Source organism: Pseudomonas paeninsulae, from assembly GCF_035621475.1.
Classification (GTDB): Bacteria; Pseudomonadota; Gammaproteobacteria; order Pseudomonadales; family Pseudomonadaceae; genus Aquipseudomonas; species Aquipseudomonas paeninsulae.
This window is the reverse complement of sequence record NZ_CP141799.1, coordinates 646,803-659,938: the sequence shown is the minus strand read 5'-3', so window position 1 is coordinate 659,938 and position 13,136 is coordinate 646,803. Positions and strand designations below refer to the sequence as shown.

The following is a 13,136-nucleotide window of genomic DNA, read 5'->3' as shown; positions in this document are numbered from 1 at the left end:
TAACCCTATTCACCATTGCCCACGCCGCAGGTTCGCCTGCGGCACTTTGTTTTGAGGTGCCCCATGCCCGAGTACAACGCCCCCCTGCGCGACCTGCGTTTCGTCCTCCATGAAGTCTTCGACGCGCCAGCCCTGTGGGCACGCCTGCCAGCCCTGGCCGAGACCGTGGATGGCGACACCGCCGACGCCATTCTCGAAGAGGCGGCCAAGGTCACCGGCCAGCTGATCGCCCCGCTCAACCGCAGCGGCGACGAGGAAGGCGCGCAGTGGGTCGCCGGCGAGGTGCGCACCCCAGCCGGCTTCAAGCAGGCCTACGCCACCTATATCGAAGGCGGCTGGGTCGGCCTGTCCGGCAACCCGGCCTACGGCGGCATGGGCATGCCCAAGATGCTCGCGGTGCAGTTCGAGGAAATGCTCTACGCCGCCGGCTCCAGCTTCGCCCTCTATTCGGCGCTGAGCTCCGGCGCCTGCCTGGCGATCGACGCGCATGCCAGCGAAGAACTGAAAAGCACCTATTTACCACCGATGTATGCCGGCCGCTGGGCCGGCTCCATGTGCCTGACCGAAGCCCACGCCGGCACTGACCTGGGGATCATCCGCACCAAGGCCGAGCCCCAGGCCGATGGCAGCTACAGCATCAGCGGCAGCAAGATCTTCATCACCGGCGGCGAGCAGGACCTCACCGAGAACATCATCCACCTGGTCCTGGCCAAGCTGCCGGGCGCGCCGGCCGGACCCAAGGGTATCTCGCTGTTTCTGGTGCCGAAAGTCATGGTCAACGGCGACGGCAGCCTGGGTGCGCGCAACGCGGTGAGCTGCGGTTCGATCGAACACAAGATGGGGATCAAGGCGTCCAGTACCTGCGTGATCAACTTCGACGGCGCCAGCGGTTACCTGATCGGCGAAGCCAACAAGGGCCTGGCGGCGATGTTCACCATGATGAACTACGAGCGGTTGTCGATCGGCATCCAGGGCATCGGCTGCGCCGAAGCCTCCTACCAGGCCGCCGCCGCTTACGCCCGCGATCGCCTGCAGAGCCGCGCCGCTACCGGCAAGGTCGCGCCGGACAAGGCCGCCGACCCGATCATCGTGCACGCCGACGTGCGCCGCATGCTGCTGAGCATGAAGGCCATGACCGAGGGCGGTCGGGCATTTGCCTGCTACGTCGGCCAGCAGCTCGACCTGAGCAAGTTCGGCGCCGATGCCGACGAACAGCACAACGCCGCGGCCCTGGTCGCCCTGCTCACCCCGCTGGCCAAGGCCTTCTTCACCGACATCGGCCTGGAAAGCTGCGTACACGGCCAGCAGGTGTTCGGCGGCCACGGCTATATCCGCGAGTGGGGCCAGGAGCAATTGGTCCGCGACGTGCGCATCGCCCAGATCTATGAAGGCACCAACGGCATCCAGGCCCTCGACCTGCTCGGGCGCAAGGTCGTGGCCAACGGCGGCGCCGGGCTGCGCCAGTTCGCCGCCGAAGTCCGCCACTTCGCCCACCAGCACCAAACGCCTTATGGCAGCGAGCTGGTCACCGCCCTGGAGCGCCTGGAAGGCGTCAGCGGCTGGTTGCTGGAGCAGGCCAAGACGGATGCCAACGCGGTCGGCGCCGCCTCGGTGGATTACCTGCACCTGTTCGGCTACGTCGCCTACGCCTACATGTGGGCGCGCATGGCGGCAGTGGCCGAGGCCAAACGCGACGAGGATCAAGCCTTCTACGGCGGCAAGCTGGCCACCGCGGCGTTCTATTTCGCCCGCCTGCTGCCGCGCACCCTGAGCCTGGAGGCGAGCATCCGCGCCGGCAGCGCGCCGCTGTATGGGCTGGGCGCCGAACAGTTCTAAGCCTAGGGCGGGTGCAACCCGCCACTGCCAGCTTGGCGGGTTGCACCCGCCCTACATGGTTGAGCGTTTGCGCGGTGTGCTGGTAACGAGACACCGCGTTTTTTTATTCAAGCCGCAGGGTACGCGGGGCCGCCCAGCAGGCCGTTGAAAAACGTAGGCGAGGCAGGCAAGACAAGGCAAAAGCAGGCGAGGAAGCGGAGTTTACGTGCTGTAAATGAGCATTCCGAGCCTGTTTTTAACGCCGTATTGCCAACGCAGGTAGTTTTTCAACGGCCTGCTAGGCCGTGCGCACCGCTAGCCGATACCCAGACGAGAAGACTATGCGCACCCTGACCACCCTCACCGGCAACAGCCAGAAACTCGATGGCGGCGCCATGTTCGGCAACGCGCCCAAGGCCCTCTGGCAACGCTGGATGACGCCCGATGAGCAGAACCGCATCGACCTCGGCTGCCGCGCCCTGCTGGTGCAGGAAGCCGAGCGCAATATCCTGGTGGAAACCGGCATCGGCGCCTTCTTCAGCCCGGAGCTGAAAGAGCGCTTCGGCGTCCAGGAAGACCGCCATGTGCTGCTCGACAGCCTGGCCGAGCTGGGCCTGTGCGATGCCGACATCGATATCGTGGTGCTCACGCACCTGCACTTCGACCACGCCGGCGGCCTGCTCGCCGCCTGGGAGAAAGATCAACCGGCACGCCTGCTGTTCCCCAATGCGCGCTTCGTCACCGGCAAGCGCCAATGGCGGCGCGCCTGCAATCCGCACGCCCGTGACCGCGCTTCCTATATCCCGGAACTGCTGACCCTACTGGAAAGCAGCGAGCGCCTGACGCTGCTGGAGGAAACCGAACAGTGCCAACTGCTCGGCCCGGACTGGCACCTGCACTGGAGCGATGGCCATACCCCCGGGCTGCTGCTACCCGAAGTGGCCATGCCTGGCGGCCCGGTGCTCTTCCCCAGCGACCTGATCCCCGGCGCACCCTGGGTCCATCTGCCGATCACCATGGGCTACGACCGCTTCCCCGAGGGCCTGATCGAGGAGAAGCAAGCGCTGCTCGCCGACCTGCTGGCCCGCGGCGGTCGCCTGGTCTTCACCCATGATCCAGAGACCGCCATGGGTCAGGTGGTGCGCGATGGCAAAGGCCGCTATGGCCTGGAACAGAAGGTCGCCGAGGTCCGTGCACTGGCCGACTGAGCTAGGCCATGCGTGCCTGGCCGAAAAAACCAATGGGCCGATATGTGCCAGGCTCTGCACAGTGCAGTCACGCAGAGCCACCATGGCCACGCTCAAAGTCTTCTACAACAGCGCCTGCCCGGTGTGCAAAGCCGGCATCGATGGGCAGCGCCAGCGCATGCAGGCCGACGGCAGTTGCCCGGTCGAGTGGATCGACGTTGATCAGCAACCCGGCGCCTGCGCAGAACTCGACACCCCACTGGAGCAGGTGCGTGAGCGTCTCTACCTCAAGGATGAATCCGGGCGCATCGCGATCGGCGTGGACGCCTTTGCCGAGCTGTTCCAGCGCACCCCTGGCCAGCAGTGGTTGAGCAGACTGCTACAAATTCCCGGCCTGCAGCTGCTGGCACGCTGGAGCTACAACCTGCTCGCCCGTGCGCTGTACCGCTGGAATCGCTGGCTGAAACACTGGTAAACCGCGCCCGCACAGCCCATCCAACCCCGCGTGCAGACGGCCTTTAGCCTGATCCAAACAGCGTACGGCAGAACACGCCTTATCGCCGCCACTCGGCTAGCAGGTCGTTGAAAAATGTAGCGAGCGAAGGTTAGGCAAGGCGAAATTAGCCGAAAAAGCGCAGTTTACGTGCTGTAAATGAGCATTTTTAGGCTGATTTCAACGCCGCATAACCGAGTGCAGTAGTTTTTCAACGGCCTGCTAGCTATAAGCCGCCGCTGACGCCCAGGCTCACGCCCAATTCGGTCGCCAGCGAGAACGGCAGCAACAGGGTGTCCAGCAGGGCACTGGCGGGCAGGTCGAGGCCGGGGTATGGCGGCGCCTCGGTGCCGAAACGCTCTTGCGCGCAGCAGCCGTTGTTCAGCGCATACAGATCCAGGCGAGTGCCCGCATAGATCACCGGCGCGCCCGACTTGGCCGCATCCAGGGTGCGCACCGTGGCGCAACCGCTGCTCGACAGGATGAGCAGCAGGCACGCCATCCGCACAGTTCTGTTACTCATCCGACACCCGATGATGCTCGCCCCAGCGCGGCAACATGTCCTGGGGCACGCCCAGGCAATTGAGGATGCGCGCGACGACGAAATCGATCAGGTCGTCGATGGTCTGCGGCTGGTGATAGAAGCCCGGTGCCGCCGGCAGGATCACCGCACCCATGTTCGACAGCTTGAGCATGTTCTCCAGGTGGATGCTGGAGAACGGCGCCTCGCGCGGCACCAGGATCAATTGGCGACGTTCCTTGAGCACCACATCGGCGGCGCGTTCGATCAGGTTGTTGCAAGCCCCCGTGGCAATCGCCGACAGGGTGCCGGTCGAGCACGGCACCACCACCATGGCGCTGGGCGCGCCCGAGCCGGAGGCCGCCGGGGCCATCCAGTCGTCCTTGCCGTAGACGCGAATCTGCCCTGGCGCGGCGCCGGTGTATTCACTCAAGAACGTCTGCATGGCCTGGGGTTTGGCTGGCAGGGTCACGTCCGTTTCGGTGGCCAGCACCAACTGCGCGGCCCTGGAAATCAGGAAATGCACCTCACGGTCTTCCTGCACCAGGCAGTCGAGCAGGCGCAGGCCGTACTGGGCGCCGGAGGCACCGGTCATGGCCAAGGTAATGCGTTCGGGACCGCTCATAAATTCACTCTCAAAGCTGTTGCGCTTGCTTATGCTGCGTTGAAAGCCTGCTCGGAATGCTCATTTACCGCTTGTAAACTCCGCTTCCTCGCAAGCTTTCGCCTTGCCTAATCTGCGCTCACGACGCTTTGAGCGCGAATTTTCACTTTTTATAAGGCCAGCGCCGCCGCCAGCTTGCCATGCAAGCCGCCGAAACCACCGTTGCTCATCACCACCACCTGGGTGCCCGGCGCCGCTTCGGCCTTGACCCCTTGGATGATCGCCTCCAGGGAATCGCAGACCTGGGTCGGCACTGCCGATGAGGCCACGGTCGCGGCCAGATCCCAGCCGAGGCTGGCCGGGGCATACCAGTACACCGAATCGGCCTGGGCTACCGAACCCGGCAAGCCGTCGCGGTGGGCACCGAGTTTCATCGAGTTGGAGCGTGGTTCGATTACCGCGATCAACCTGGCATTGCCGATGCTTTTACGCAGACCGTCGAGGGTGGTGGCAATCGCCGTCGGGTGGTGGGCAAAGTCGTCGAAGATGGTCACTCCATTGACTTCGGCAACCTTTTCCATGCGCCGCTTGGCGTTGATAAAACTGCAGAGCGCGGCGATACCGAGTTCCGGCACCACGCCGACATGCCGCGCCGCCGCCAGTACCGCCAGGGCATTGGCCACGTTGTGCTGGCCGGTCAGCTGCCAATCGACCACGCCTTGGGGCCGGCCGTCGAACCACACCTCGAAACGTGCGCCATCGGCGCTGAGCAAACGTGCCTGCCACTGGCCGCCTGCGCCGGTGGTCTGCACCGGCGTCCAGCAGCCCATCTCGATCACCCGCTGCAGCGCCCCTTCGGCCGCCGGGTGGATGATCAGGCCGTCACCGGGAATGGTCCGCACCAGGTGATGGAACTGCCGCTCGATGGCCGCCAGATCCGGGAAGATATCCGCGTGATCGAACTCCAGGTTGTTGAGGATCGCGGTGCGCGGGCGGTAATGGACGAACTTGCTGCGCTTGTCGAAGAAGGCGCTGTCGTATTCGTCGGCCTCGACCACGAAGAACGGCGTGTCGCCCAGGCGCGCGGAAATGCCGAAGTTCTGCGGCACCCCGCCGATCAGGAAACCCGGGCTCATGCCGGCATGCTCCAGCACCCAGGCCAGCATGCTGCTGCTGCTGGTCTTGCCATGGGTACCGGCCACCGCCAGCACCCAGCGCCCTTGCAGCACATGGTCGGCCAGCCACTGCGGGCCGCTGACGTAAGGCAGGCCTTGGTTGAGCACATATTCAACCGCTGGATTGCCGCGCGACAGGGCATTGCCGATTACCACCAGATCCGGCGCCGGATCGAGTTGCGCGGGATCGTAGCCCTGGGTCAGCTCGATGCCCTGGGCTTCGAGTTGGGTGCTCATCGGCGGGTAGACATTGGCGTCGGAACCGGTGACGCGGTGCCCCAGCTCCTTGGCCAGCACGGCCAGCGAGCCCATGAAAGTGCCGCAGATACCGAGAATATGGATATGCATGAATAACCTCGAAAAACCAACGAATTAAGGCCGTCAGAAAGGCCATATCGCAGAAGCGCATGGCGAGCCCGTAGGAGGGATTTATCCGCGAATTTTGCGGCTGACGCCGCGCCTACAACCAGCACTCACCTGGAGCTACTCGGAACGAACACAAGGCTCCGGAAAACTCGCCGCAGGTTAGCACAGCAGCCTCTTGCACGGCCGGTACCTCAGCCGCGACGATTCAACCGCATCCGCTCGAGAAAGGTCGCGATGATCCGCCACCCGCACCTGCAGGAGCGGGCCAGGTCACGACTCAACCACGCGGCCGGATGGCATGCTTGCGCAACTTGCGGTAGAGGGTGTTGCGGCTGATACCGAGCTGTTCGGCGCTGCGCGTCATATGCCAGCGCTGGCTTTCCAGCACGGATAGCAAGGCGCTGCGCTCGGCATCTTCGAGCGGCGCACCGGCTGCCGGGGGGCTTGCTGCACTCAGGGCCGGCATCCGGCGAATCTCCACTGGCAGTTCGGCGTGACGAATGATGCCGTCCTCACACAGCGCCACCAGAGTGCGCAGCACATTACGCAACTGCCGCACATTGCCCGGCCAACGGTAGTCGAGCAGGGCCTGCTGCGCCCGATCCTCCAGGCGTACCACCTGGCCACGGGCCTCCTCGCCGAGCAGGTGCTGCAGCAGCTGCAGCTTGTCGCTGCGCGCGCGCAGCGGCGGCAGCTGCAGGACTAGGCCATTGAGGCGGTAAAATAGGTCTTCGCGAAATTGCCCGCTGGCCACTTGCTCAACCAAGTCGCGGTGGCTGGCGCTGATCACCCGCACGTCGATGGGTTGCGACTCGCCGCCGATGGGCTCCACCCGGCGCTCCTCGAGCACGCGCAGCAGGCGGGTCTGCAGCGCCAGCGGCATGTCGCCGATCTCGTCGAGGAACAGGGTGCCGCCGTCGGCCTGCTGCAGCTTGCCGCGCATGCCCTCCTTGCGTGCACCGGTAAAGCTGCCGCCGCGGTAACCGAACAGCTCGCTCTCGATCAGGGTCTCCGGGATCGCCGCGCAGTTCAGTGCGACGAAGGGCTTGCCGCCGCGCGAGCTGACCTGGTGCAGCGCCTTGGCGAAAGCCTCCTTGCCGGTACCGGTCTCGCCGCCGATCAGCAGCGGCACGTCGCGTTCGTAGACCCTCAGGGCGCGGCGAAAATCGTTCTGCAGGTCCGCATCGGCCAGGCACAGCCCGGGGGTCGCCAAGGTTTGCCCACCCTGGGCTTGCGGACTACGCCGCGCCTGGCCACGGAGCATGGCAAAGAGCAGCTGACCACGCTGGGTATACAGCGGCCAACTGGCACTGGGCTGCGGCGAGGCGCGACCGAGCAGGTCATCCAGGCGGCAGTCGAAAATCTCCAGCAGGGTGCGCCCGAGCAGACGCTGACGCGGCAGGCCGAGCAGGTTGATCGCGCTCTGGTTCACCGCACTGACCCGGCCATCGCCATCGAAGGCCAGCAGGCCCTCGCTGAACTGGCCGATATATTCGGCCTGGGCATGGAAACGCAGCAGCCATTCGCCCTCGAAGCTGCGCAGGAAGTGGCAGCCCTCGATGGCCTTGGCCGACAGATTGACCAGGGCCATGGTGTGAAACTGGCTCTGCCGCGAGACGTCGTGGCGTGCCGAGGACACATCGAGTACTGCCAGCAGCTCGCCATGCGGGTCGAATACCGGGCTGGCCGAGCAGGTCAAGCCGGTATGGCGGCTGCGGAAATGTTCGTTCTGGTGAATGGTCAGCGGCTGGCGCTCGACCAGGCAGGTGCCGATGCCGTTGGTGCCCTCGCAAGCCTCGCTCCAGTCGGCGCCGAGCCACAGCCCGGCCTGCTCGAAGGTGCGTTTTTCCGCCTGTTCGGTGACACAGTTGAGGATCAGCCCACGCGCGTCGGTGAGCAGCACCGCATGGCCGGAGCCGGCCAGCTGACGGTGCAGGCTGTTCATCTCGTTGCTGGAAATCTCCAGCACCTGCTGCAGCTGTTCGCGGCGCTCGAGCATGCGCGCGTGTTCGAGCACCGCAGGCGCCATCGGCTGCGCAGGGTCGAGGTGGTGCTGTTCCAGGCAGCGCAGCCAGGAACGCGCAACCGAGGGATCGGCGGCCGGGCCGGCGACTTGCGCCTTGCCCTGCGCCACGGTCAGCACCTGCTGGGCGTGGCGGTTCAGATGATTGTGCATTTTTATTGTCCTCCGCTACGGGGTGGCGGTAGGCAACCCGTGCCCTGGCGAGACACCCGCAACGGCGCAGCATCCACCAGCTCAGGCGCTATTGCAACGCCGCGCAGACCGGCGAGTCACGGGCTGTACCGGCGGCGTGACAAAGTGTCACCCCCGGCTGTGCCGAAGTCGCGACAGTACTTTCGGATGAGACCCTTCAGCTGCAGGCTCGACCGCTCTAGCACGATACTTTCATCAGCCTGGCCCGACCCTTGCTCTAGGACTTTGCAAGCGCAGCAGCGCTGCACTCCCCAATAAGCACAAGAGCCAGGAGCACCACCATGATCTACGCAAAACCCGGAACACCAGGCGCTGTTATCAACCTCAAACCGCGCTACGGCAACTTTATCGGTGGCGAGTTTGTCGCGCCGGTCAATGGCGTGTACTTCAGCAACACCAGCCCGGTCGATGCCTCGCTGATCGGTGAGTTTCCCCGTTCCGATGCCTCCGACATCGAGCTGGCCCTGGACGCCGCCCATGCCGCCGCCGATGCCTGGGGCAAGACCTCGGTGCAGAACCGCTCGCTGGTGCTGCTGAAAATCGCCGATCGCATCGAAGCCAACCTCGAACTGCTGGCCGTGGCCGAAACCTGGGACAACGGCAAGGCCGTGCGTGAAACCCTCAACGCCGACGTGCCGCTGGCCGCCGACCACTTCCGTTACTACGCCGGCTGCATCCGCGCCCAGGAAGGCAGCGCCGCAGAGATCGACGAGCACACCGCGGCCTATCACTTCCACGAGCCGCTGGGCGTGGTCGGGCAGATCATCCCGTGGAACTTCCCGCTGCTGATGGCTGCCTGGAAACTGGCTCCGGCCCTAGCCGCCGGCAACTGCGTGATCTTGAAGCCAGCCGAGCAGACGCCGCTGTCGATTACCGTGCTGATGGAGCTGATCGGCGACCTGCTGCCGCCGGGCGTGCTCAACGTGGTCCAGGGCTTCGGCCGCGAAGCCGGTGAGGCCCTGGCCACCAGCAAGCGCATCGCCAAGATCGCCTTCACCGGCTCCACTCCGGTCGGTTCGCACATTCTCAAGTGCGCCGCCGAGAACATCATTCCGTCGACCGTGGAGCTGGGCGGCAAGTCGCCGAACATCTTCTTCGAAGACATCATGAATGCCGAGCCGGCCTTCATCGAAAAAGCCGCCGAAGGTCTGGTGTTGGCGTTCTTCAACCAGGGCGAGGTGTGCACCTGCCCATCCCGCGCGTTGGTGCAGGAGTCGATCTACGACGCCTTCATGGTCGAGGTGATGAAGAAGATCAAGCTGATCAAGCGGGGCGACCCGCTGGACACCGAGACCATGGTCGGCGCCCAGGCCTCCGAGCAGCAGTACGACAAGATCCTCAGCTACCTGCAGATCGCCCAGCAGGAAGGCGCCGAGCTGCTCACCGGCGGCGCGGCGGAACGCCTGGAAGGCGACCTGGCCAGCGGTTACTACATTCAGCCGACCCTGCTCAAGGGCAACAACAAGATGCGCGTGTTCCAGGAAGAGATCTTCGGCCCGGTGGTGGGCATCACCACCTTCAAGGACGAAGCCGAAGCCCTGGCGATTGCCAACGACACCGAGTTCGGCCTGGGCGCCGGTCTGTGGACCCGCGATATCAACCGCGCCTACCGCATGGGTCGGGCGATCAAGGCCGGTCGCGTATGGACCAACTGCTACCACCTGTACCCGGCGCACGCCGCGTTTGGCGGCTACAAGAAGTCCGGCGTCGGCCGCGAGACCCACAAGATGATGCTCGACCACTATCAGCAGACCAAGAACCTGCTGATCAGCTACGACATCAACCCGCTGGGCTTCTTTTAATCGATCCTCCCGGCGACTTCTGTCGCCGGGAGGCGCGCTCAATCCGACATTACTTGCGTCCAATTCGGCACCATCATGCTTGCCGAATTGGCTTGTGCTAGTCGCAGCGCCGTCAAATAACCGCGCGCTGACAGTCATGCATGAGGCGTGAAACCTCAAACTAAAACAACAATAGATCAGGACACATTCATGGACCAGATTGGCAATTACGTGCTTTATCTAATCATGCTCTGCGCCGTACTAGGCGCGTTCGCTGCCATCTACAACAGCGAAGAAGGGCTTGGTAAAGAATTCATGGAGGGCATCCACGCCATCGGTTATATCTTCGTGCCGGCGGCGGGCATCATGGCCTCCATCCCCTACCTGACGGTGGTGATCGAAAAAGCCTTTGGCCCGTTCTTCGCCTTGCTCGGCGCAGATCCTGCGCTGGCTGCAACCATGATCATCGCTTCGGACATGGGCGGTTATCAGCTGGCCTCGGCACTCGCCGCGAGCAAAGAAGCACTGGTAATGGCACTGATCACGGGGTTCATGGGCGGCGCGACCATCGTCTTTTCGATCCCGATGGGTCTGGCGATGTTAGACAAGCGCGACCATAAATACATGGCGCTGGGCGTCATGTCCGGCATCCTGACCATCCCGCTAGGCGTGTTGATCGCCAGCCTGATTCTGGCGCTCGGCAACCCGATGGTGCGTGATCTAGTGGCCACCAACGGCGAGGCGACGTATCAACTCGCACTGGGCCTGGGCAGCATTTTCGCCAACCTGCTGCCGATCCTGATCTTCGTGCTGGCCCTGGCCCTCGGCCTGCGCTTCTTGCCGGACATGATGATCAAGGGCTTCATCATCTTCGGTCGGACCATGGACGCGGCGATCAAACTGGTGCTGGTGTTCTCCATCGTCGAGTACTTCACCGGGGTCTTTACATTAGTATTCGGTGGTTGGGGCTTCCACCCGATCATCGCCGACGCCGAAGATCAGGCCCGCGCGCTGGAAACTGCCGGTTACATCGGCATCATGCTGGCGGGTGCGTTCCCGATGGTGTACCTGCTGCGCAAATACTTCGGCCAAGCGCTGGAAAACCTCGGTTCTAAAGTTGGCCTGAGTGCGGTTGGCAGCGCTGGCATGCTGGCGACCATCGCCAACATTCTCGCGATGTTCCGCCTGGTGCGGTTTATGCCGCCAAAAGACAAAGTGATCAACATCGCCTTTGCTGTCTGCGCCGCCTTTCTGCTGGGCGATCACTTATCGTTCACCGCCAACTTCCAGCCGACCATCATCCTGCCGGTACTGATTGGCAAGATAAGTGCTGGCTTTATTGCCGTCGGGCTCGCGTACTGGCTGTCAGTACCGAAGGCCCTGCAACTTGAGGCGCAGGACCGTGCCGCCGGGATCATTGCCGAAGATGAATACCTGGATGTGCCGAAGGCCGACAACGGCTTGCCGATCGGAGCCAAGGCAACGGCCTGAATCTGCCGCATTAATGTGCGCTGCCGGCGTCTACGCCCGGCAGCGCATCGGCCTATTTGCAACGGAGACTGAGATGGCACGTTTTTCCCATTCCGTCGGCGCGGAGACTTTCCGTTTCGACAGCCTCAGGAAGGTCATGGCCAAGGCCAGTCCGGCGCGCTCCGGCGACTACCTGGCAGGCGTCGCCGCCGCCAGCGATGGCGAGCGGGTGGCCGCGCAGATGACCCTGGCCGACATTCCCCTCGCGCATTTCCTCGACGAGGCGCTGATCCCCTATGAAGAGGATGAAGTCACCCGACTGATCATCGACAGCCACGACCGCACGGCCTTCGCCGCCGTCAGCCACCTGACCGTCGGCGGCCTGCGCGACTGGTTGCTCTGCGACCAGGCCAATGAATCCTCGCTGCGTGCCCTGGCCCCCGGCCTGACCCCGGAAATGGCCGCCGCCGTGTCGAAACTGATGCGCGTGCAGGACCTGATCCTGGTGGCACAGAAGATCCGCGTGGTCACCCGCTTTCGCAACACCGTCGGCCTGCGCGGACGCATGTCCACCCGCCTGCAACCCAACCACCCGACCGATGAGCCGGCCGGTATCGCCGCGAGCATTCTCGACGGCCTGCTGTACGGCAACGGCGACGCCATGATCGGCATCAACCCGGCCACCGACAGCGTCGTGAGTATCTGCGAGATGCTGCGCATGCTCGATGGCATCATCCAGCGCTATGAAATCCCCACCCAGGCCTGCGTGCTGACCCACGTCACCAGCTCGATCGAGGCGATAAACCGCGGCGTGCCGCTGGACCTGGTGTTCCAGTCGATCGCCGGCACCGAAGCGGCCAACGCCAGCTTCGGCATCAACCTGCAGGTGCTCCAGGAAGGCTACGAAGCCGGGCTGTCGCTCAAGCGCGGCACCCTCGGCAACAACCTGATGTACTTCGAAACCGGCCAGGGCAGTGCCCTGTCGGCCAACGCCCATCACGGCCTCGACCAGCAGACCTGCGAAACCCGCGCCTATGCGGTGGCGCGCCATTTCAAACCGTTCCTGGTCAACACCGTGGTCGGTTTTATCGGTCCGGAATACCTGTACAACGGCAAGCAGATCATCCGCGCCGGACTGGAAGATCACTTCTGCGGCAAGCTGCTCGGTCTGCCGATGGGCTGCGACGTCTGTTACACCAACCACGCCGAGGCCGACCAGGACGACATGGACACGCTGTTGACCTTGTTTGGCGTGGCAGGGATCAACTTCATCATGGGCATCCCCGGTTCCGATGACATCATGCTCAACTACCAGACCACCTCGTTCCACGACGCCCTTTACGTGCGCCAGAGCCAGGGGCTGAAGCCGGCGCCGGAGTTCGAAGCCTGGCTGCAGCGCATGGGCATCTTCACCCAGGCTGACGGTCGCGTGCGCTTCGGCGACAACCTACCACCGGCATTCCGCCAGGCCCTGGCCCAGCTGGGCTGACAGCGCCCCGGAGAAGCGGGC

At 64.1% G+C, this 13,136-nt stretch carries 10 protein-coding genes; 6 read left to right on the top strand and 4 right to left on the bottom strand.

Going from position 1 to position 13,136, the window contains the following annotated elements:
* Positions 1 to 63 precede the first annotated feature (63 nt).
* From VCJ09_RS02970 to VCJ09_RS02960, 3 genes are all read left to right on the top strand, one after another.
* Positions 64 to 1,836, top strand: a complete 1,773-nt coding sequence (locus VCJ09_RS02970) for an acyl-CoA dehydrogenase C-terminal domain-containing protein (RefSeq protein WP_324733055.1) — start codon at positions 64 to 66, stop codon at positions 1,834 to 1,836.
* A gap of 320 nt (positions 1,837 to 2,156) precedes the next feature.
* A complete protein-coding gene (locus VCJ09_RS02965; protein WP_324733054.1) occupies positions 2,157 to 3,023 on the top strand; it encodes an MBL fold metallo-hydrolase in 867 nt (288 codons plus the stop codon).
* An 82-nt stretch (positions 3,024 to 3,105) separates the two neighbouring features.
* Positions 3,106 to 3,477, top strand: a complete 372-nt coding sequence (locus VCJ09_RS02960; protein ID WP_324733053.1) for a thiol-disulfide oxidoreductase DCC family protein — start codon at positions 3,106 to 3,108, stop codon at positions 3,475 to 3,477.
* Positions 3,478 to 3,721: 244 nt separating this feature from the next.
* Here the strand turns inward: VCJ09_RS02960 and VCJ09_RS02955 are convergent, their stop codons facing one another.
* The 4 genes from VCJ09_RS02955 to VCJ09_RS02940 form a co-directional block, all read right to left on the bottom strand.
* Entirely contained in the window at positions 3,722 to 4,018 is a 297-nt protein-coding gene (locus VCJ09_RS02955) for a YceK/YidQ family lipoprotein (protein WP_324733052.1), read from the bottom strand.
* Positions 4,011 to 4,640, bottom strand: a complete 630-nt coding sequence (gene ubiX / locus VCJ09_RS02950; protein ID WP_324733051.1) for a flavin prenyltransferase UbiX — start codon at positions 4,638 to 4,640, stop codon at positions 4,011 to 4,013. Before ubiX ends, VCJ09_RS02955 begins: the two co-directional genes overlap by 8 nt.
* 149 nt (positions 4,641 to 4,789) lie before the next feature.
* On the bottom strand, positions 4,790 to 6,142 hold the full coding sequence (gene mpl / locus VCJ09_RS02945; RefSeq protein ID WP_324733050.1) for a UDP-N-acetylmuramate:L-alanyl-gamma-D-glutamyl-meso-diaminopimelate ligase: 1,353 nt from the start codon (positions 6,140 to 6,142) through the stop codon (positions 4,790 to 4,792).
* Positions 6,143 to 6,437: 295 nt separating this feature from the next.
* A complete protein-coding gene (locus VCJ09_RS02940; protein WP_324733049.1) occupies positions 6,438 to 8,336 on the bottom strand; it encodes a sigma-54-dependent Fis family transcriptional regulator in 1,899 nt (632 codons plus the stop codon).
* 320 nt (positions 8,337 to 8,656) lie between these two features.
* On the opposite strand from VCJ09_RS02940, the gene exaC reads away from it, so the two are divergent.
* From exaC to VCJ09_RS02925, 3 genes are all read left to right on the top strand, one after another.
* Entirely contained in the window at positions 8,657 to 10,177 is a 1,521-nt protein-coding gene (gene exaC / locus VCJ09_RS02935; RefSeq protein ID WP_324733048.1) for an acetaldehyde dehydrogenase ExaC, read from the top strand.
* Between the two features lie 189 nt (positions 10,178 to 10,366).
* Positions 10,367 to 11,647: an ethanolamine utilization protein EutH gene (gene eutH / locus VCJ09_RS02930; RefSeq protein WP_079204602.1), complete on the top strand. Its 1,281-nt coding sequence runs from the start codon at positions 10,367 to 10,369 to the stop codon at positions 11,645 to 11,647.
* A 73-nt stretch (positions 11,648 to 11,720) separates the two neighbouring features.
* Positions 11,721 to 13,115, top strand: a complete 1,395-nt coding sequence (locus VCJ09_RS02925; protein ID WP_324733047.1) for an ethanolamine ammonia-lyase subunit EutB — start codon at positions 11,721 to 11,723, stop codon at positions 13,113 to 13,115.
* The last annotated feature ends 21 nt before the right edge of the window (positions 13,116 to 13,136 follow it).